General features: G+C 67.1%; 19 protein-coding genes. 7 read left to right on the plus strand and 12 right to left on the minus strand.

The genetic code is table 11. The features are described 5' to 3' along the window. The first annotated feature begins 149 nt into the window (after positions 1–149). Positions 150–1,304 (plus strand): bifunctional 2-C-methyl-D-erythritol 4-phosphate cytidylyltransferase/2-C-methyl-D-erythritol 2,4-cyclodiphosphate synthase, encoded by a 1,155-nt coding sequence (locus HLH29_RS08795; RefSeq protein WP_182965865.1) that lies wholly within the window; start codon positions 150–152, stop codon positions 1,302–1,304. A 285-nt stretch (positions 1,305–1,589) separates the two neighbouring features. Here the strand turns inward: HLH29_RS08795 and HLH29_RS08800 are convergent, their stop codons facing one another. From HLH29_RS08800 to HLH29_RS08820, 5 genes are all read right to left on the minus strand, one after another. Continuing rightward, positions 1,590–1,802: a hypothetical protein gene (locus tag HLH29_RS08800; RefSeq protein ID WP_182965867.1), complete on the minus strand. Its 213-nt coding sequence runs from the start codon at positions 1,800–1,802 to the stop codon at positions 1,590–1,592. Positions 1,803–1,934: 132 nt separating this feature from the next. Beyond that, positions 1,935–2,696, minus strand: a complete 762-nt coding sequence (locus tag HLH29_RS08805; protein WP_182965869.1) for an ATP12 family chaperone protein — start codon at positions 2,694–2,696, stop codon at positions 1,935–1,937. Beyond that, positions 2,693–5,158: an AsmA family protein gene (locus HLH29_RS08810; RefSeq protein ID WP_182965871.1), complete on the minus strand. Its 2,466-nt coding sequence runs from the start codon at positions 5,156–5,158 to the stop codon at positions 2,693–2,695. The genes HLH29_RS08805 and HLH29_RS08810 overlap by 4 nt, the downstream gene beginning before the upstream one ends. A gap of 3 nt (positions 5,159–5,161) precedes the next feature. Then, complete coding sequence (locus HLH29_RS08815; protein ID WP_182965873.1) at positions 5,162–6,139, minus strand: RluA family pseudouridine synthase; 978 nt, start codon at positions 6,137–6,139, stop codon at positions 5,162–5,164. Next, positions 6,136–7,512: a replication-associated recombination protein A gene (locus tag HLH29_RS08820; RefSeq protein ID WP_182965875.1), complete on the minus strand. Its 1,377-nt coding sequence runs from the start codon at positions 7,510–7,512 to the stop codon at positions 6,136–6,138. The genes HLH29_RS08815 and HLH29_RS08820 overlap by 4 nt, the downstream gene beginning before the upstream one ends. Before the next feature lie 347 nt (positions 7,513–7,859). On the opposite strand from HLH29_RS08820, the gene sodC reads away from it, so the two are divergent. Further along, positions 7,860–8,402 carry a superoxide dismutase[Cu-Zn] gene (gene sodC, locus HLH29_RS08825; protein ID WP_220791441.1) on the plus strand — a complete coding sequence of 181 codons (543 nt, stop codon included), beginning with the start codon at positions 7,860–7,862 and terminating at the stop codon, positions 8,400–8,402. 55 nt (positions 8,403–8,457) lie between these two features. Here sodC and HLH29_RS08830 read toward each other — a convergent pair whose 3' ends face one another. The 3 genes from HLH29_RS08830 to fzlA all read right to left on the minus strand — a co-directional run bounded on the left by HLH29_RS08830 (position 8,458) and on the right by fzlA (position 10,659). After that, complete coding sequence (locus HLH29_RS08830) at positions 8,458–8,715, minus strand: hypothetical protein (RefSeq protein ID WP_246374029.1); 258 nt, start codon at positions 8,713–8,715, stop codon at positions 8,458–8,460. A 71-nt stretch (positions 8,716–8,786) separates the two neighbouring features. After that, positions 8,787–9,983, minus strand: coding sequence for a BaiN/RdsA family NAD(P)/FAD-dependent oxidoreductase (locus tag HLH29_RS08835; RefSeq protein WP_182965877.1), 1,197 nt, complete (start codon positions 9,981–9,983; stop codon positions 8,787–8,789). Positions 9,984–9,990: 7 nt separating this feature from the next. Next, entirely contained in the window at positions 9,991–10,659 is a 669-nt protein-coding gene (gene fzlA / locus HLH29_RS08840) for an FtsZ-binding protein FzlA (protein ID WP_182965879.1), read from the minus strand. Positions 10,660–10,815: 156 nt separating this feature from the next. Here fzlA and minC point away from each other — a divergent pair, with 156 nt between their 5' ends. From minC to minE, 3 genes are all read left to right on the plus strand, one after another. Continuing rightward, complete coding sequence (gene minC / locus HLH29_RS08845; protein ID WP_182965881.1) at positions 10,816–11,538, plus strand: septum site-determining protein MinC; 723 nt, start codon at positions 10,816–10,818, stop codon at positions 11,536–11,538. Positions 11,539–11,699: 161 nt separating this feature from the next. After that, a complete protein-coding gene (minD, locus tag HLH29_RS08850; protein ID WP_182965883.1) occupies positions 11,700–12,515 on the plus strand; it encodes a septum site-determining protein MinD in 816 nt (271 codons plus the stop codon). Beyond that, the gene (minE, locus tag HLH29_RS08855; protein ID WP_182965885.1) at positions 12,512–12,784 is read left to right on the plus strand and encodes a cell division topological specificity factor MinE; all 273 of its coding nucleotides are present in this window, start codon (positions 12,512–12,514) and stop codon (positions 12,782–12,784) included. Before minD ends, minE begins: the two co-directional genes overlap by 4 nt. Positions 12,785–12,830: 46 nt before the next feature. On the opposite strand, the gene HLH29_RS08860 is transcribed toward minE, so the two are convergent. The 3 genes from HLH29_RS08860 to HLH29_RS08870 are packed head-to-tail and all read right to left on the minus strand — an operon-like array spanning position 12,831 to position 15,698. Further along, positions 12,831–13,055 carry a hypothetical protein gene (locus HLH29_RS08860; protein WP_182965887.1) on the minus strand — a complete coding sequence of 75 codons (225 nt, stop codon included), beginning with the start codon at positions 13,053–13,055 and terminating at the stop codon, positions 12,831–12,833. After that, on the minus strand, positions 13,052–13,864 hold the full coding sequence (locus HLH29_RS08865; RefSeq protein ID WP_246374031.1) for a GntR family transcriptional regulator: 813 nt from the start codon (positions 13,862–13,864) through the stop codon (positions 13,052–13,054). The genes HLH29_RS08860 and HLH29_RS08865 overlap by 4 nt, the downstream gene beginning before the upstream one ends. A gap of 4 nt (positions 13,865–13,868) precedes the next feature. Then, positions 13,869–15,698, minus strand: coding sequence for an ATP-binding cassette domain-containing protein (locus HLH29_RS08870; RefSeq protein WP_182965889.1), 1,830 nt, complete (start codon positions 15,696–15,698; stop codon positions 13,869–13,871). Between the two features lie 268 nt (positions 15,699–15,966). Between HLH29_RS08870 and HLH29_RS08875 the strand changes: the two genes are divergently transcribed. After that, the gene (locus tag HLH29_RS08875; protein ID WP_182965891.1) at positions 15,967–17,001 is read left to right on the plus strand and encodes a glycosyltransferase family 4 protein; all 1,035 of its coding nucleotides are present in this window, start codon (positions 15,967–15,969) and stop codon (positions 16,999–17,001) included. 38 nt (positions 17,002–17,039) lie between these two features. On the opposite strand, the gene HLH29_RS08880 is transcribed toward HLH29_RS08875, so the two are convergent. After that, a complete protein-coding gene (locus HLH29_RS08880; protein WP_182965893.1) occupies positions 17,040–18,227 on the minus strand; it encodes an MFS transporter in 1,188 nt (395 codons plus the stop codon). A 590-nt stretch (positions 18,228–18,817) separates the two neighbouring features. Here HLH29_RS08880 and HLH29_RS08885 point away from each other — a divergent pair. Further along, complete coding sequence (locus HLH29_RS08885) at positions 18,818–19,156, plus strand: P-II family nitrogen regulator (protein ID WP_182965894.1); 339 nt, start codon at positions 18,818–18,820, stop codon at positions 19,154–19,156. Positions 19,157–19,160 lie beyond the last annotated feature (4 nt).

Raw genomic sequence — 19,160 nt, forward strand, 5'->3', positions numbered from 1 at the left:
GATGCTCAGGATTTGAGCAGAATATCGAATTCAAGAGCATCACGCAATCGCGATAGCAGCCCCACGGAACCCGGAATGGCCGGCAGACACCTTGAAACAAATGCGCACCGGCGCTTGACGACGAAGGATGTCCGCCGCATTGCTCCGCCATGCGTGTTGCAGCCATTCTTCTTGCCGCGGGCGTGGGCCGACGTTTCAGCGCCACGACGGCATCGCCTGTCGCCAAGCAGTATCTGACGCTCGGCGGCCGGCCCATCATCCGCCACGCGGCGGATGCCCTGAGTCCCCATGTGGACCTGCTCCAGCCGGTCGGTGACACCGACGCGCTGGCCGAGGCCCTGCACGGGCTGGATACCCTCCCGCCCGTCGCGGGCGGCGCGACCCGGCAGGAAAGCGTCCGCGCGGGGCTGGAAGCGCTGGATCGCCTGCCCGCGGCCGAACGGCCCGACCTGGTCCTGGTCCATGACGGCGCCCGCCCCTACGTGCCGGCCGAGGTGACCCAGGCCGTGATCGCCGCCCTGGCGACCCATCCCGGCGCCATCCCGGCGGTCCGGGTGGCCGACACGCTCAAGCGCGGCCATGACGGCGTCATCACGGCAACCGTCCCGCGTGAGGATCTGTATCGCGCCCAGACGCCCCAGGGCTTCCGCTTCGCGCTGCTGCGCGACCTGCATCGCGGCGCGGCCGCCACCGACGCGACCGACGACGCCGCCCTGCTGGAAACGGCGGGCCACACGGTCGCGCTGGTTGCCGGCTCGGAAGACAATATCAAGCTGACCTACGAGGAAGATCTGATGCGCCTGGAACGGCTGATCGGTCCGACATTGCTGCCGCGCACCGGCATCGGTTACGACGTGCACGCCTTCGCCGAGAACCGGCCGCTGATCCTCTGCGGCATCACCGTGCCCCACGATCGCGGCCTGGCCGGCCATTCGGACGCCGATGTCGGCATCCACGCCCTGTGCGACGCCATCTACGGCGCACTGGCCGAAGGCGATATCGGCCGCCATTTCCCGCCCAGCCAGAACGAATGGAAAGACGCCGACAGCGCGCGCTTCCTTGTCCATGCCGGCGAGCGCATCCGCGCCCGCGGCGGCATGCTGGTCAACGCCGACGTCACGCTGATCTGCGAGCGTCCGAAGATCGGCCCGCATTCCGAAGCGATGCGCCAGCGCCTGGCCGACCTGCTGAATGTGGACATCGACCGGATCTCGGTAAAGGCCACCACCTCCGAACGGCTGGGCTTCACCGGCCGCGAGGAAGGGATTGCCTGCACCGCCAGCGCCACCGTCCTCGTCCCCTGATAGCCTGAATGGAAACGCGCGCTGGCGGCGATCCAGCGCGCGTTTCCTGCGCTTCGGTGCTCACGGCCATCCAGGCCGCTCCGCTCCGATGCTCGGAAACACACGCCGGCCGCGGCCCGATGGGCCGCTCTCGCTCACCAGCCCCCATTTCCATTCAGGCTATCAATGCAATCCGACAGGGCGCCCGGCCACGGTGATGCCCACGATTTTCGGAACATCTGAGCATCAGACTAAAACTCTCGTCAGATCGCCATCAGCGCATGGCTGCACGCGCTCTCCGGCAGATCAGCCGTCGATTGCCATGATGACGACGATGACGGGCACGATCGCCAGCAGGGCCCATGCGCCCATCGCGCAGGTCGCGACCCAGTGGGCGACGCGCTGCCTCACGCGGCGCGACGATACAGGGCGATCAGCCTGACCCCTCGATGCCCGGTCGATCTCATGTCCGACAATACCAGGCATTTCCGAAAGCGGCCGCCAGTCGATCAAGGCCATGCGATATCTCCTGACTCGTCGTGGTGTCCGTTCCTTCTAACGCGAAGCTCTGTAACAGAGTGTTTGGCTCGGTGTCGGAACGCAAGCCGGAAGCTGCCGATACTTTATGGCGGTTCCATGACCGCCCGATCGTCACGAATCGGCGCGCAGCAACGCCAGAAACGAGGCCGCGTCCACAACATCCAGCCCCAGCGTCTCCAGCCGGCCAGCCTGCTCGGCATCGTGCCCCCAGAGTTCCATCTGGGTCCGCTCGTCGAGGGTCGCGCACGCAATCGCCTGCTCGGCCGTCAGCCGCCCGTCCGCCAGTGCCAGGCCCAGCACCAGACTGCCCAATGCCGGCACCGCAACCCCCAGGGCAGCCAGCACCCCGTCCGACAATGCCTCCAGCACCGCCTGCAGTCCCGCCAGCGCGCCGGCGGGCTGATCGACCGGCATCACCCCGTCTGTCGTCCGCAAGGCAACTCCGTACCGGGTGCGCAGCCAGTCCAGCCACGGGTCCCATTCCTGCTGCTGCCGCTCCACCAGCAGTGCAGGATAACGCACCCGGTAGCACAATAGTTCATGGCGCGCGTATCCCAGCAGCACGCCGATCACGGCCGCACGGTCGGGCGCGATTCGCTCCAGCATCGTGCCGGCAATCCGGGTCAACTTCAGCTCAGAGGGCGTGAAATCGCCCCCCTTCCCGCCGCCGCCCGCATCCTGCCACTCCCCGGCCAACGCCTCGGCCAACGCACGACTGCCAACCCGCAGCACCGTCCCGCCCGGCAGGCGCACCGGCCGCCCATCCAGCCGGACGGCAAATCCATCCGGCTCCGCCACCACATCCGTACGGTCCCAGAACCGGCGACGGGTGGCGGGAGAAGAGGGTTGAGGCGTCACAGGCTTACGATTCATCGAAACAATCCAAGACCACGCAGAACATCCATCACCTTCGGCGCCTTGCTCTTGGGCGCGGCATCCGGCGCCGGACCGGGCTGTTCCTCGCGCGCCGCCTTCAATGTGTCGGGGCACGGATCGGCAATCCCCGCCGACGGGCCGATGGTGAGCATGAAGCGATGCCCCGGCCCCGCCGGTTCCGGCCGGGGCTGCGGCGCCAGGATGGTACCGGCAACCATGATCGGCATCGTGGCGCCTGTTCCGCCGATCAGCAGTTGCGGCAGCAGGTGCAGGTCCAGATCCTGTCGCGCCAGGCCGATCGTTCCATGCCCCGTGACCGCCAGCCGATAGGTCTGCAACCCGATCGTATCCAGCGCCGCCCGCCCGTCACCCAGCGTCATATGCAGGCCAAGACACCGCAGCGCGACCGAGGTCCCCCGCGTGGCGGCAGAAGCGTCCGGCCCCAGCAGCCGACCCAGCATATTACCGTCGACCTGTCCCTTGACCATCGACAGGCCCAGATGCCCCCCCAACTGCTCCCGCAGCGCGGCGCGATCATTCCCCTGGGTCTGGACACTGCCGACAAGCTGCAGGCTGCCGCGCAGCATCGGGCTCAGGTCGAACGCCCTGGCCACCCAGTCGGCCGGCAGAACCAGGGTCCGCACATCGGCCGAAAGCCGGGGCACCGCGCCCGACGCATCAATGGAGAGCATGGCGTCCAGGCTACGCCCCACACCATCGGCATGCAGCGGATCGATTGTCAGGTGCCCGCCACGCAGCACGAAATGAGCCTCGGCCGCGTGATAATCCTCGCCATACAGCCGCATCTGGTCCGCCGCCAGGTCCAGATCCCCGTCCATCCGCCGCAGACGCTCGAAGGGAAGCGGCGCATCGGCTGCCGTCTCATCCGTCGGCGGCGGCTGCGCGGGCGTACTGGGCGCGACCCCGTCATCGGGCGCCTGCCCGGCCGGCGCGGAGCCCCGCAGCGTATCGACATCCAGTCGGCTGGCATGCAGCCGCCCATTCAGCAACGGAACACCATTCGTCCCGCCCTGCCGCAGAAACGACAATTCCCCATCCAGCGTCATCTGGGCGGAATCCAGCCGCAGTCCGGTCAGCCTGATATCGGTTCCGCCCCGCATGGCCAGATGAGCATCGGCCGTCAGGTGATCCAGCACCAGATCGCCGGGAAGCGCGAGCCGCCCGGCGATCAAATGCCCGTCCAGCGCCGATTGGCCGCCGCCGACCGTTCCCCCCAGACGCAGCGTTCCACCGGCGGCATCCACCACCAGATCCAGCGGCATCGCGCTGGCCAGAAGGCTGCGCGCCGCGGCCAGGGTCTCGGCCGGCGTCCCCACCGTGCCACGCAGCGCGAAAGGCCGGCCGACATAATGCCCCGCCGTCTCGATCGCCACATGATCGGCCGACGTCGGCGCATCGACCGCCAGATGGTCCAGCGTCAGCCCGCCAACCAGCGGCACGCTGTCGATCGCCCCTGTACGTAGCCGCACCTGGCGCAGACCGGGCATCGGCACGGCGTCCGATCCCAGATCCACCACCCGCGCCGTCAGGTCGATATCGTGAACGGCAGGCAGATTCGCATGCACGAACAGCCGGTCAACATCGGTCAGTTGCCCGATCGCCGTATGCACAGCGATATCATAGCCACGCAGCCGCATGGGGTCGGAGAGCGTCCCCTCCAGCGTGGTACTCCCCGCATCCCGCCCATCCACCCGGAATGCAGCCTGCAACCGGACAGGCCATGCCGAGGGCTCCGAGCTGAAGAGCCGCCCCGATTGCCCCGACACCGTGACAACAGCCGAGGGATCACCCTGTCTATGCCCCTGCGCGGCGATCGAAGGCGTGGCGCCGGTCAGCCCATACAGATCGAGCCTTTCCAGCGTCACCGCCCCGCTGGCATGAACCCGCTTATCATCCCAGCGCAGGTCGGCATCCTGGATACGGACGCTGCCGATACGGACCCGCCATGGCGTCGAGGGGGCGGACATCCCACCCGGCGGCCGATCGGATTCGGCGGGCGGCTGCATCTGCCAGTTGGCCCGCCCATCCGCCAGCCGTTCGACCAGCAGGTCGGGATGGGTCAGCCGGACCTCTTCCAGCCGGATTTCATGCCGCAGCAGCGGTATCAGGGCCAGCCGCGCCTCCAGCCCGGCAGCCGTGAGCATGTCCGGCCGCGCCCCGCCCGGCATGTCCGACAGCGCCAGATCGCGAACGGAGAGCGACGGATAAGGCAGGATATGCACCTGCACCGCCCCCACCCGCAGCACGCGGCCGGTCTGGTGCCACACCGCCGCCACCACCTGCGCGCGCAACGCGGCTGGGTCGATCAGCACCCGCGCGGCCAACACGCCCCCGGCGGCCAGCCCCCCCACCACGGCCACGGCCGCCAGCAGGGGCCAGCGCCGCCGTTTCGGTCGCGGCGGCGGCTTCGGTGCCCCTTCCCACACGACCGGCAGCATGGCTCAGCTCCGCCGTGGGGCCGGCGTGGCCCCGGCCGTGAACCCGAGCTGCTTGAAGGTCTCGCGCATATGGGTCGGCAATTCGGCCGACACCTGCAGGCGCCCCCCCGCCGGATGCGGCAGGTCCAGCGACCGGGCATGCAGATGCAACCGATCGACGAACCCCTCGGGATGCGCCTTGTCCCCCCCATATTTCGGGTCGCCCAAAATCGGCGTGCCCAGTGCCTCGCAATGCACGCGCAACTGATGGGTCCGTCCCGTCAACGGCGACAGCGCCAGCCAGGACAGTCGGCGCCCGGCCGCATCCAGCACCTCGTATTCCGACAGCGCGTGGGCCGCATCCTCGTCCTTGCGCGACGCCACCACCGTCAACGCGCCCGGCCCCGCCCCCAGCCGGGCCAGCGGCTGGTCGATCACGCCGCTGGCCGGGGTGGGCCGCCCCACCACGACCGCCCAGTAGGTCTTGCGCACATCGCGTCCACGAAAGGATGCCGCCAGCTTCGCCGCCACGCCGGGCGTGCGCGCCAGCAGCAGCAGGCCCGACGTGTCACGGTCGATCCGATGCACCAGGCGCGGGCGCGGATCGTCGTCATTCTCCTTCAGCGCATCCAGCATGCCGTCGACATGGTGGGTAATGCCCGGGCCGCCCTGTACCGCCAGCCCGGCAGGCTTGTTCAGGACGATCACCTGCGCGTCGCTGTACAGCACCATGCCCCGGATCTCGCGCACCAGGCGGTCGTCCAGCACCGGCCGCGGCGGCGGGGCCGGCCGCGCGGCGGCAGGGATCGGCGGCACGCGCACCGCCTGCCCCGGCACCAGCCGGGTCGCGGTGTCGGCGCGCTTGCCATCCACCCGCACTTGGCCCGTGCGACACAGTTTCTGCAATGCCCCCTGGGTCAAATGGGGGTAATGGCGGCGAAACCAGCGGTCGAGGCGGATATCGGCTTCGTCATCGCTGACGGTCAGGGTCACTACACTCATGACTGACGGCTTTCCCGCAGTCTGGCCCACCTGTCCAGCCGTCGCGCGATTTCCGCTTCGAATCCCCGGCCCGTCGGGCGGTACAGCGCCTCACGCCGCATCTCGTCCGGAAAGTAGTTCTGGCCGGAAAATCCCTCTTCGGCATCGTGGTCGTATTCGTATCCCTTGCCATAGCCCAGCTCTTTCATCAGGCCGGTAGGCGCGTTCAGGATATGGGCCGGCGGCATCAGGCTGCCGGTCGCCTTCGCCAGCCGCCGCGCGGCCTTGTAGGCGGTATAGACGGCATTCGATTTCGGCGCCGTGCCCAGGTGCACGACCAGTTGCGCCAGCGCCAGTTCGCCCTCGGGCGAACCGAGTCGCTCGTATGTTTCCCACGCCGCCACGGCCAAAGGCAGCGCCTGCGGATCGGCCATGCCCACATCCTCGGCCGCGAAGCGGGTCAGCCGCCGGGCGATAAAGCGCGGGTCCTCCCCCCCTTCGAGCATGCGGGCGAACCAGTACAGCGCCGCATCGGGGTCGGACCCCCGCAGCGATTTATGCAGCGCCGAGATCAGATTGTAATGTTCCTCGCGGTCCTTGTCGTACAGCACCGCGCGCCGCGCCAGCAGGCTGGACAGGCCCTGCGCATCCAGCCTCCGGTCATCCGGCAGCGCCAGCACCTGCTCGACCATGTTCAGCAGATAGCGCCCGTCGCCATCGGCCATCGCGCGCAGGGTCGCCCGCCCATCCGGCGTCAACGGCAGGGGCCGCCCGCACTCGGTTTCCGCCCGGCACAGCAACCGTTCCAGCGCCTCGTCATCCAGCCGGCGCAGCACCATCACCTGACAGCGCGAGAGCAACGCCCCATTCAGCGCGAAGGACGGGTTTTCGGTCGTCGCCCCCACCAGCACCACCGTCCCGTCCTCGACCACCGGCAGGAATCCATCCTGCTGGGCCCGATTGAAGCGATGGATCTCGTCCACGAACAACAGCGTGCCCCGCCCCGTGCCGGCCCATTGCCGCGCATCGTCGAACACCCGCTTCAGATCCGCCACGCCGGAGAAAACAGCCGAAATCTGCACGAATCGCAGCCCCGCCGCATCGGCCAGCAGGCGGGCAATGGTCGTCTTGCCGACCCCCGGCCCACCCCACAGGATCAGGCTGGCCAGCGTGCCCCGGTCCAGCATCCGCCGCAGGGCACCCTCCGGCCCCAGCAGATGGTCCTGCCCCACCACCTCATCCAGCGAAGCCGGGCGCAGCCGGTCGGCCAGGGGCTGGGTACGCGGCGGCGCCGAACGCATGCGGCGCGCCCCGGCCGGGGCATCCCGCGCCTCCGGGGCTACCGGACCACCGAACAGATCCCCGCTTCCCCGTTCATCCCGCCTGCCTGCCATGCCACCCTGCCCGCCCGTCTCGCACCTGCCCACCCATCCGATATCACGGACACAGTCATCGACAGAAATGGGATCGCCGCACGGCGAATGCCATACCAACCTCCCGGCGGCGCTCAGGACCGCCTCCCGAAAGTCCGCCAGCCCGCCGCCCGCCCTCGGCCCACCGACCGCAGACATTCCCATCCAACCCAGGATCGAAAGCGGCGTCATTCAAATTCTCGATCACGACGAACCTGTAAGCCGGGCGAACATCACGTTTCGGCCAGCATGCGGCATCGGACCGCCGCATCTCGGACCCCGCGCAAAAATGATGCTAGCTTTTCAGCCTGTTGCAGAACGAGGAACATATGATGGCCTATTCAAGCAAAACGATGCTGGCGGCGCTCGGCCTGGGGCTGCTCGCCCTTCCCGTCTCCGCGCTGGCGGCCGACAGACTGACCGGCGACCTCAAGGGCAGCGACGGCGCCTCCCACGGCACGGTCGAGGTCACGGAAGCGCCGAAGGGCGTCATCCTGCGCATCACCGCAACCGGCCTCACCCCCGGCTGGCACGGCGTGCATTTCCACGAGAAAGGCACTTGCGCGCCCCCCGCATTCAAGAGCGCCGGCGGCCATGTCCATGCCCATGACATCGCCAAGCCCGTGCACGGCCTGCTGAACGCCAACGCCAACGATTCGGGCGACCTGCCGAACATCCATGTCGGCACCGACGGCACCGCGACGGTCGAACTCTATTCCACCCTGGTATCTTTCAAGGGCGATGGCGGACGCCCCGCCCTGGTGGATGCCGACGGGTCATCGCTGGTCATTCACGTCAAACCCGACGATTACCAGACCCAGCCGATCGGCGGCGCCGGAGACCGGGCAGCCTGCGCGGTCCTAGCCGAATAAGCCACCGCACCGGTGGGGGAGAAAGACCATACGACCTCCCTCCCCCACCCCCCGCTTAATGCACGTTCCCGTAAGACGGCGCCCCCAGCCCTGGGCATGAGCACGCAGATCCCAGCGGCACCTGCGTCGGCAGATGGCAGCTATAGACGCCCGCCTTGCACAGATAGCCGTAACCGGCGATCGGCGTGCCGGGTGGCGGCGGATACCCCTCCGCCACACCCGTGCATCCGGCAGGCAGCGCCGCCAGCCCGGCCAGGATCAGGACCATCCGCCCTTTCGTGACCAACCGGCGCGCAATGCGATAGGTCGCCATTCCGTCCTCCCGTTTCCTGGGACAAGGACCATCAAACGGCTGGCTGCACCTGGTAGTTGCCTGCCCGGCTCTCAACCCTTCTCGGCAATGGCACGGCCCGCCGCATGGCCACTGGCCCAGGCCCACTGGAAATTATATCCCCCCAGCCAGCCAGTGACATCCACCGCCTCACCCACCGCGTAGAGGCCGGGCACGGTCCGGGCCTCCATGGTGCGTGACGACAGGTCGCGCGTATCGATGCCGCCGCGCGTCACCTCGGCCTTGGCAAAGCCCTCGCTCCCCGCCGGCGTCAGGTTCCACCCGGCCAACACCTGGCCCAGACGGTTCAGCACCGTGTCGGAGACATCGCCCACCGGCCGCTCCGGCAGATGGCGCGCCGCCATCGCCTGCGCAAAACGCTGCGGCAGAAAGCCCGCCAGCATCGTCCGTCCCTCGACCCGTGGCCGCTGGCGCTTCGCCTCGCGCAGCACGGCACCGGCATCGCATCCGGGCAGCAGGTTCAGGCTGATCGCCCGGCCCGGCTCCCAATAGGACGAAATCTGCAGGATCGCCGGCCCGGACAGGCCGCGGTGGGTGAACAGCATCGCTTCGCGAAACCGCGCGCCGCCGCACTGGGCCAGCACGTCCAGCGAAACGCCGGCCAGTTCGCGCGTCCATTCCAACTCCGCCGCATCCAGCGTCAGCGGAACCAGCGCCGGAGCCGTGGCCGTAACGCACAGCCCGAACTGCCGGGCCAACCCATGCGACAGCCCGCTCGCCCCCATGCGCGGAATCGACAGGCCCCCGGTCGCCAGCACCAGGGACGGCGCGCGGAAGATCCCGCGATCGGTCTCCACGCGGAACCCCTCGCCGCCCGTCACGCCCATGATCCGGTGCGAGAGGCGGATATCCACGCCGCCGGCCGCGCATTCCGCCAGCAGCATGGCCACCACCTGCCGCGCCGACCCGTCGCAGAATAATTGCCCCAACGTCTTCTCGTGCCACGCAATGCCGTGACGGCCGATCATCTCCAGGATGTCGGAGGGGCCGAAACGGGCCAGGGCCGATTTGGCGAAATGCGGATTACCGGACAGGAACCGCCCGGCATCCGTATCCAGATTGGTGAAATTGCAGCGCCCACCGCCCGAAATCAGGATCTTGCGCCCCGCTTCGGCCGCATGGTCCAGCACCACCACGCGCCGCCCGCGCTGGCCGGCGGCCAGCGCCGCCATCAGCCCGGCCGCCCCGGCACCCAGGACGATGGCGTCGGCATCGCTCGTCACGGACATCGGCCGGTCAGAAATCGAGGTCGGCGTAATGATCCGGCGGCACGATTCCCGTCACCCGATCATTCAGCAACGGACGGAAGCACGGGCGGGATTTCATCCTGGCGTACCAATCCTTGGCGGCCGGGGCCTTGCTCCAGTCGACATCGTTGATGAAATCCAGGCAGGACAGGTGGGACGCGGCGGCAAAATCGGCCAGCGAAAGGGTGGGCCCCGCCAGCCATTTCCGCGTCTCAGCCAGCCAGTCCAGATAGGACATATGATAACGGATATTGGCATATCCGGCCCGCAGCGCATTGCCGTCCGGGTTGCCCCGTCCCGCAATCCGCTTCATCACCTTTTCATGCAGCAGGTTCTGCGTGACCTCGTTCGCGAATTTCTCGTCGAACCAGGCAACCAGCCGCCGCACCTCGACGCGCTCGGCCAGCGTCCGCCCCAGCAACGGCGTATCGGGATAGGCTTCTTCCAGATATTCGCAGATCACGGACGAATTGGGAATCGAAAGCCCGTTTTCCTCGACCAGCATGGGGACGGTGCCAGCCGGGTTGGCCGACAGATATTCGGGCCGGCGTTCCCACACCCGTTCCATCATCGGTTCGAACGGCAGCCGCTTCTCGCCCAGGACCAGACGAACCTTGCGGCAATAGGGCGATAGAGGAAGATGATAGAGAATGCGCATTGTGACACTTTATTCCATCGAATCCCGCCTCGCCAAGGCCCACCGCGCACCCACACGGAAATCGAAGCCCGCACGCGCGGATCGCTCGACAGCGCCCCGTTCTCACGGTAGCTGGAACGGGTTCCCTTCCCCGCAACGTGAAGGTCCGTGACGCCCTTGTCCGACGAAACCCGACCGCTTCCCCGCATCCGCGCCCGTGGCCGCTCCTTCCTGGCCCTGGTGCTTTCCCCCGAAGCCGAACTGGACGACTGGCTGCGCGGGCTGGATGCCCAGATCGCGCGCTCACCCTCCTTCTTCGTGGGCAAGCCGATCATCCTGGATCTGGGCCTGCTGGCAGGCGACGCCGAAGGGCTGGCGGAATTATATCCCGCCCTGCTGGAGCGCGGGGTCCGGGTCATCGGAATCGAAGGGGGCGACCCGGACTGGCCGGCGGTGGCGGGCTGGAACTGGCCCATGGGCTTCGACGGCGGCCGCGCCGCCGGCACGGTGGAACTGCCCGAGGACAATGCAGGCCCTGCCGCGCCCATGCCTTCCCCGCCATCGGGGCCGGCAGCGGCGCTGATCGTCGAAGGGCCGGTGCGGTCGGGACAGTCGGTCCAGAACCCCGACGGTGATGTGGTGGTCATCGGGTCCGTGGCCTCGGGGGCCGAGATCTCGGCCGGCGGCTCGGTCCATGTCTACGGCACCCTGCGCGGGCGGGCGATCGCCGGCATGGGCGGACAGACCGGGGCGCGGATCTTCGCGGGGGTGATGAAGGCCGAGCTCCTGGCGATCGACGGATATTACATGATCGCCGAGGAAATCGACCCGGCCCTGCTCGACCGCTCCGCCCAGGCGATGCTGGAGGACGATACCCTGGTCGTCCGGACATTGAGCTGAGAGGTTGTTTCAAAAGCCCCGCTGGCGGTGGCCATCGAAACTTTTGAAACCGCCTCTGACGAAAATCCCGCTTTCCCGTTGCCCTCACCACATTTCCGCCATTAGATTCATATCAAGACGATGCCGCAGAACGGCAGGTCCGGACATAAGGAAACACGTATATGGCCAAGGTGCTGGTTGTCACTTCGGGTAAGGGCGGTGTGGGCAAGACCACATCGACCGCTGCCCTCGGCGCGGCACTGGCCCAGACCGGGAAAAACGTCGTCGTCGTCGATTTCGACGTCGGATTGCGCAACCTGGATCTGGTGATGGGGGCGGAACGCCGCGTGGTGTTCGACCTGATCAACGTCGTGCAGGGCGACGCCAAGCTGGCGCAGGCCCTGATCCGCGACAAGCGGGTGGAGACCCTCTCGATTCTCCCCGCCTCGCAGACCCGCGACAAGGACGCCCTGACCCCCGAGGGCGTCGCCCGGGTGATCGAGGAACTGCGCGAGAAATTCGACTGGGTGATCTGCGACAGCCCGGCCGGCATCGAGCGCGGCGCGCAACTGGCGATGTACCATGCCGACCAGGCCGTGGTGGTGACCAACCCCGAGGTCTCGTCGGTGCGCGACAGCGACCGCATCATCGGCATGCTCGACAGCACCACCGAGCGCGCCAAGAAGGGCGAGAAGATCGACAAGCACCTGCTGCTGACGCGCTACGACCCGTCGCGCGCCGCACGCGGGGAAATGCTGCGCACCGAAGACGTGCTGGAAATCCTGTCGATTCCCCTGCTGGGCATCATTCCGGAGAGCGAGGAGGTGCTGCGGGCATCCAATCTCGGCATGCCGGTCACCTTGTCCAACCCGACCAGCGCCCCGTCCCGCGCCTATTTCGAAGCGGTGCGCCGCCTGGAGGGCGAGACCCTGGATGTCAGCGTCCCCACCGAACGCAAAGGCCTGTTCGACTGGCTGTTCAAACGGAGTGTCGCATGAGCTTCCTGACCTCCCTGTTCGGACGCAAGACCTCGGCCCCCATCGCCCGTGACCGGCTGCAGATCCTGCTGGCGCACGAACGTGCCGGCGAAGGCCAGTCGGAACTGATCTCCAAGCTCCAGGAAGAAATCCTGGAAGTCATCAAGCGGCATATCTCCGTCGACCAGGACAAGGTCCAGATCAAGATGGATCGCGGCGCCGGCGTCTCGATGCTCGAGATCGACATCGAGGTCCCCGAAGCCACCAAACCCGCCGCCAAAGCCGATTAAGGGGCGGTTCCGGGGTCGGTTGAGCCGATCCCGGAACCCACCATTCTCAGCGTCCCGCCCGAATGCGCTCCGCATAGGACAGATTCCGCCTGCGCCATATCCCGGCCAGCAGGCCCGGCATCAGCAGCACCCAGAGATGGCGGCCGAGCCCATCCAGCGCGTCCAGGCAGAACGGCGACCGCAGCACGGCCCCACCCAGCAGGACGCAGCCTCCCACAATCATTCCCGTCATCGCCATGGCGCCAGCGGCGCGCGCAAGCGCTCCGGTCATGCCGTGCTGCCCGCATCCACCAGCGGCAGCAGCGGCTCGATCCAGGTGCGGGCATATTCGGCATCGCTGACCAGCGCCCGGGTGGCCGCAAACGGGTCGTGGGCGCGCAGCGCCGTGATCAGCTCGTCATGGGGGTGCGGCACGCCGGGCGGCCGCGCGGGCGGCGCCGTGCGCGCCAGGGCATAAAGCGGCCCGATCCGCGCCCAGAGATTATGCAGGATGTTCGCCGTCAGCGGCAGGTCGGCCATGGTCGCCAGCATCGCATGGAAATCGGCATTGCCGGCCGCCATCATGCCCTCATCCTGCCGGGCGCAGGCCTGCTGGAACCGCTCATGCAGGTCCGACAGGGCCTCCAGCTCCTCCGGCGTGGCGCGCAGTGCCGCCGCCTGGACCAGACGGCTTTCCAGGTCGACGCGCAGCCGGTGGATCTCCCGGAAACTGGCAGACGTAATGTCCGGCACCACCGCCGTGTTGCGGTCGTTCAGGCCCAGCGCCTGTTCCGACACCAGCCGCAGCAGGGCCTCACGCACCGGCGTGGGACTCAGCCCGAGTTCCGCGGCCAGCGGGCGCAGCACCAGCCTCTGGCCTACCCGATACCGGCTGCGGATCAGGCCGCTGCGAATATATTCATAGGCATCCGCGCTCAGGACCCGCCTGCCGCCATCCGTCGCCGCACGGGCTGGCCGGCCCGGCTCGGCGCCACGGTGCCCATTCTCTCCGGCAGGCACGCCGGTCTGCCTTCCGTCGGGCCATGCCGCCACGCGCAGCATCACGTCCTGCTCATCCCCGTCATTCCAATATGCCGTCATCGCGTCACACCGCACCCTCGATGAACATGGACTGGCGCTCGAGGAAGTCGCGATAGGGGCCTTCGGTCCGCTCCAGAACGCTCACAGGCCCGTCCTGCACGATCCGGCCATGATCCATCACCACGATCCGGTCGAAATCGCGCAGGGTGGACAGGCGATGGGCCACCGCAATCACGGTGCGCCCGACTTTCAGCCGGTCCAGCGCCTCCTGCACGCGCTGTTCGCTTTCACTGTCCAGGGCACTGGTCGCCTCGTCGAGAATCAGGATCGGCGCATTGCGCAGGAACGCACGGGCAATGGCGATCCGCTGCCGCTGCCCACCCGAGAGCTTGACCCCCCGGTCCCCGACCTCGGTCTGGAAGCCCTCGGGCATCGCGTCGATGAAATCGCGGCATCCGGCGGCGATCGAGGCGGCGATCACCTCGTCATCCGTGGCGTCGGGGCGGCCATAGCGGATATTCTCCATCACCGACCGCCGCAGCAGCGACACGTCCTGCGGCACCACCGACATGCAGGCCCGCAGGCTCTTCTCGTCCAGGTCGCGGATATCGACACCGTCGATCTGGATCGCCCCGCCCTGCACGTAGCGCAGGCGCTGGATCAGGGCCAGGATCGTGCTCTTGCCCGATCCGGACCGCCCCACCAGCCCCACCCGCGTCCCGGCCTCGACCACCAGGTTGAAATGCGACAGCACCGGCTTCCCGCCCGGATAGGCGAACATCACCTCGCGGAACGCCACCTCGCCGCGCACCGGGCCGGCAAAGCCGCGCGCATTCGGGGAATCGACCATTTCATGCGGGACGAGAATCGCGGACAGCGCCTCGTCCAGCCGGGCGATATGCTGGATGGTCTCCACCAGCGCCACGGCCAGGTCGCGGGTCCCGTGCAGGATCATGAAGCCCAGATTGGCCACCATCACCACGTCGCCGACGCTGGCCCGGCCCAGATGCCACAGCATCACCACCCAGGACAGCAGGCCCGCCGTCAGCACCGCCGTCAGCACCGCATGCACCAGCCGCAGCTTTTCCATGTAGCGCAGCGACCGGCTACGCGCCCCCATTTCCTGGCGCATGGTGTCGCCCAGGCGCAGCCGCTCGTAATGGGTCATGCCGAACGAGCGGACCAGCGGGATGTTGTTGACGATGTCCAGCATCTCGCCATCCACGCGCGCCGCCTCGGCGGCATAATGCTGGTGCATGCCCCGGCCGCCGGCCGCCATGCGGAACATCAGGAAGCACAACGCCGCCGACAGCGTCACGATCACCCCCGCCATGACCGGGCTGATCGTCAGCAGCAGGCCGATCGACAGCGCCACGTTCAGGCAGGGCGGCAGGACATTCCACGCCGCCAGGTTTTCCAGCGTGAACACCGACATGGACGCGGTGGAAATGCGCGCCGCCATGGCGCCCGGCATGCGGTCGGCAAAATAGCCGGCGGAATGGCTCGTCAGGTAGCGGAACAGGTCGCGCCGCACGTCGCCCGTCATGGCCACGAAGGCATAGGTGGCAAACCACCCGGCCACCCGCCACGACATATTGTCGAAGGTGATGACCGCCACCAGGATCGCCACCGCATTCCAGACGGGGTGCATATCTCCCACACCGTGCACGGTCATGGTATCGACCAGGAAACGGGTGGCATATGTGGCACCGACCGTGCAGCCGACAGCGACCATGACCGAAAGGAAGATCACGGCATGCAGAAGCGCATGACCCCGCGCATAGCGGAAGACGAAGGAAAGCGGCCGGCCCAGATAATGAACCAACTGATCGTCTGAAATGGTGGTCTCGGTATCAGTCGCCAAAATCGGCTGCCCTCTCTGCTGCCGGTTCATCCGGTCGTCGTGACGCGCGGAAAGTTCCACACCTTGAAATGTTTATCTATCCGGATCGAGGGGAAGAAAGATAGGCTCTCCCTGCCCTTCCACGCAGATGCCGGGCAAGCCGGCCCATGGGATGGAACATCCCTTATCCCGGTTCGTTCCACCTGCACCCGGCCCGCCATCGCGGCGTGCCCTCAAGGCCTGCCATCGATTTGCCGTTTCGTGATCGCACGCTAGCATCCCCTGTCCATTCCTGCGGAAGAAAGAAGTGAACTGCCCCATGCGTATCGCCCAGATCGCGCCGCTCCATGAAGCCGTACCGCCCAAACTGTATGGCGGCACCGAGCGTGTCGTGTCTTTCCTGACGGAAGAACTGACTTCCATGGGCCATGATGTGACCCTGTTCGCCAGCGGCGACAGCGTGACCTCCGCCCGGCTGACCGCCTGCTGGCCGCAGGCCCTGCGCCTCGACCCCGCGATTCGCGACCCGATCGCGCCGCACATGCTGATGATGGAACAGGTCGCCCGGGTGGCGGAGCAGTTCGATATCCTGCATTTCCATATGGATTACTGGCCCTTCACCTATTTCAGCCGCCAGAAGACGCCGATGCTGACCACCATGCATGGCCGCCTGGACCTGATGGAGCTGCAGCCGGTGTTCGACGCCTTTCCCAAGGTGCCGATCGTCTCGATCTCCAACAACCAGCGCCTGCCCCTGCCCCAGGCCCATTACGTCCGCACCGTGCTGCACGGCCTGCCCGAGAAGCTGCTGACGCCGCAGCCGGGCCCGCGCGACTATTTCGCCTTCCTGGGCAGGATCTGCCCGGAAAAAGGCGTGGACAAGGCAATCCGCATCGCCCGCGCCCTCAATGTGCCGCTGAAGATCGCCGCCAAGATCGACAAGGTGGATGCCGAGTATTTCGAGCGCGAGATCGTCCCGATGCTGGGCGAGGGCGTGGAACTGATCGGCGAGATCAACGACCGGCAGAAGCCCGCCTTCCTGTCCGGCGCGCGGGCACTGCTGATGCCGATCGACTGGCCCGAGCCGTTCGGCCTGGTGATGATCGAGGCCATGGCCTGCGGCACGCCCGTGGTCGCCTTCCGTCGCGGCTCGGTCCCCGAAGTGCTGGAAGACGGGCTGACCGGCCTGATCGTGAATGACGAGCACGAGGCCATCACCGCCTGCGCCCGCCTGCCGGAGCTGCAGTCCGACCGCATCCGCGAGCGATTCGAGCAGCGCTTCACCGCCCGGCGCATGGCCGAGGATTATCTCGACATCTACCGCGAGCTGATCGAAGCCAGGAAGACCGCCTGAATGGTCCCAAAGCCCGGCCTGCCGGCCGGGCGCGGCACTCAACGCCGCGCAGCTTCGCCCGCCACGACCTGCCGCCCCAGGGCAACCAGGGGCAGCACGGCGCCGGCCAGCGAAACCGCCTGCCACCCGCCCTGGTGAAACAGGGCGGCCGCAAGCACCGACCCCGCCGCGCCGCACAGGAAGACGATGGTCATGAACAGGGCGTTCAGCCGTCCCCGGATCTCCGGCCGCAGCATGTAGATCGCCCGCATGCTGACCACCTGGTTGGTTTGCACGCCGGCATCCAGCACGATCGCCGCCACCGCCAGCGGCACCAGCGCGTGGCCCGCCACCGCCGCCAGCCCCAGCGCGAAGCCCCCCGCCACCATCACCATCGCCCCTGTCGTCGCGGCATTCGTCAGCCCCCGGTCCGCCAGGCGCCCGGCCACGGGGGCCGCCAGCGCGCCCCCCGCTCCGGCGAGGGCAAACAGCGCAATACCCGTCTGCCCCAGATGAAAGGGTGCCGACGCCAGTTGCAGCGGCACCGCCGTCCAGAAGACATTGAACGCGGCGAACACCGATCCCTGATAGAACGCCCGCCGGCGCAGCAGCGGGGTATCGCGCAGGATACCGGGCAGCGACGCCAGGATGTGCAGGTAGGTCAGGCCGTCATGCACGGGCTGCCGGCGCGGCAGGCCGCGCGCCAGCGCCGCCATCAGCCCCAGCGTCATCGCGCACGACGCCAGGAAGACGGTATGCCAGCCGGCATAATCGGCGACGACGCTCGAGAACGGCCGGGCCAGCATGATCCCGCCGATCAGCCCGCCCATGACCGTACCCACCACGCGGCCGCGATCCTTCTCGGCCGACAGATGCGACGCCAGCGGCACCAGCACCTGGGTGGCTGTGGCAAAGACACCGATGGCAAACGCCATCAGCAGGAATGCCCCCGCCGACCGCACGAAGGCCGAGGCCAGCAGCGTCAGGGCCAGCCCCCCCAGCGCCACCAGGACCAGCCGCCGGTTCTCCACGATATCGGCCAGCGAGACGAGGCCGATCATGCCGCAGCCATACCCCAGTTGCGTCAGCATGACGATGCTGCCCAGCCATGCCGGCGCCAGGCCGATATCGGGGCCGATCAGGCCGATCAGCGGCTGGGCGTAATAGATATTGGCCACCACAAGGCCGGCGGCACAGGCGATCAGGCGAATGATCCCGACCCCAGCAGGCGCAGAAGACGCAGTCATGTCGTTATCCCGGTTTTCATGACGGAACTCTATCCCCCGATAGCCGATATCTAGAAATCGAACCCGCAAACCGGCCTGCCCTGCCACCAAGCAGGACCGGACGGGTGCGGAGACCCGACCCCGTCCCGGCACAAACGGGGCGGGCTTGGCCTGTGCAACATGCTTGCCCCTTCGCGCATTGCCTGGGCGCGCATTACTTTGGGTTGACAAAAACGTTTTGATTATGAAACACTTATCACGCGGAGCGTGAAATCTGGTACCAACCAATCAAAAACTGCCATTTTTCTAGCCTGAATCGTCAAAAATTGGACTTATCGGTAGGCGGGTCACAATGGACCGTTTTGTCGGAATAAGCCTTCAATTCTTTGCTGGGCAACCCGCGAGGGGCGTGCATGGAAATACGGTTTCCATCGGCACGCTCTTGCACCATGCCCCGGTAAAGAATGGGTGGAATACCATGTCACCCATAAACGACGAGAATTCCCGCTCCGTATTGGCCACCGGTTACACACATCCGGCGGCCAGTCATCCTCGATCGTGCCGCATTGCGCAAGCCTTGCGGCGACGAGCGGTTCCTCAGGGAGGAAATCATGAAACTGATAGTCGCAATAATAAAACCTTTCAAACTCGATGACGTGCGTGAGGCTCTGTCCGCCCTCGGCGTGACAGGGATTACCGTGACCGACGTCAAAGGATTCGGTCGCCAGAAGGGCCAGACCGAAATCTATCGTGGCGCGGAATATCAGGAACATTTCGTTCCGAAGTCGAAACTTGAAATCGCAGTCCCGAGCGACCTTGCCGATCCTGTGATGGAGGCCATCCGCCTGGCCGCCAACACCGGAAAAATCGGTGACGGGAAAATCTTCGTTCTTGATGTGGAGCAGGCAATGCGCATTCGTACAGGTGAAACGGGGGATAGCGCCCTATGAGGAA

This window comes from Gluconacetobacter tumulicola, assembly GCF_014174215.1.
GTDB classification, from domain to species: Bacteria; Pseudomonadota; Alphaproteobacteria; order Acetobacterales; family Acetobacteraceae; genus Gluconacetobacter; species Gluconacetobacter tumulicola.

Coding starts and splice junctions, on each gene's coding strand:
- HLH29_RS08810 (WP_182965871.1), bottom strand. CDS start 5,158: ATGCTGCCGGTCGTGTGGGAAGGGGCACCGAAGCCGCCGCCGCGACCG.
- HLH29_RS08835 (WP_182965877.1), bottom strand. CDS start 9,983: ATGTCCGTGACGAGCGATGCCGACGCCATCGTCCTGGGTGCCGGGGCG.
- fzlA (WP_182965879.1), bottom strand. CDS start 10,659: ATGCGCATTCTCTATCATCTTCCTCTATCGCCCTATTGCCGCAAGGTT.
- HLH29_RS08800 (WP_182965867.1), bottom strand. CDS start 1,802: ATGGCCTTGATCGACTGGCGGCCGCTTTCGGAAATGCCTGGTATTGTC.
- HLH29_RS08805 (WP_182965869.1), bottom strand. CDS start 2,696: ATGAATCGTAAGCCTGTGACGCCTCAACCCTCTTCTCCCGCCACCCGT.
- HLH29_RS08820 (WP_182965875.1), bottom strand. CDS start 7,512: ATGGCAGGCAGGCGGGATGAACGGGGAAGCGGGGATCTGTTCGGTGGT.
- minE (WP_182965885.1), top strand. CDS start 12,512: ATGAGCTTCCTGACCTCCCTGTTCGGACGCAAGACCTCGGCCCCCATC.
- HLH29_RS08815 (WP_182965873.1), bottom strand. CDS start 6,139: ATGAGTGTAGTGACCCTGACCGTCAGCGATGACGAAGCCGATATCCGC.
- HLH29_RS08880 (WP_182965893.1), bottom strand. CDS start 18,227: ATGACTGCGTCTTCTGCGCCTGCTGGGGTCGGGATCATTCGCCTGATC.
- HLH29_RS08830 (WP_246374029.1), bottom strand. CDS start 8,715: ATGGCGACCTATCGCATTGCGCGCCGGTTGGTCACGAAAGGGCGGATG.
- minD (WP_182965883.1), top strand. CDS start 11,700: ATGGCCAAGGTGCTGGTTGTCACTTCGGGTAAGGGCGGTGTGGGCAAG.
- HLH29_RS08865 (WP_246374031.1), bottom strand. CDS start 13,864: ATGACGGCATATTGGAATGACGGGGATGAGCAGGACGTGATGCTGCGC.
- HLH29_RS08860 (WP_182965887.1), bottom strand. CDS start 13,055: ATGACCGGAGCGCTTGCGCGCGCCGCTGGCGCCATGGCGATGACGGGA.
- HLH29_RS08795 (WP_182965865.1), top strand. CDS start 150: ATGCGTGTTGCAGCCATTCTTCTTGCCGCGGGCGTGGGCCGACGTTTC.
- HLH29_RS08875 (WP_182965891.1), top strand. CDS start 15,967: ATGCGTATCGCCCAGATCGCGCCGCTCCATGAAGCCGTACCGCCCAAA.
- sodC (WP_220791441.1), top strand. CDS start 7,860: ATGATGGCCTATTCAAGCAAAACGATGCTGGCGGCGCTCGGCCTGGGG.
- HLH29_RS08885 (WP_182965894.1), top strand. CDS start 18,818: ATGAAACTGATAGTCGCAATAATAAAACCTTTCAAACTCGATGACGTG.
- HLH29_RS08870 (WP_182965889.1), bottom strand. CDS start 15,698: ATGAACCGGCAGCAGAGAGGGCAGCCGATTTTGGCGACTGATACCGAG.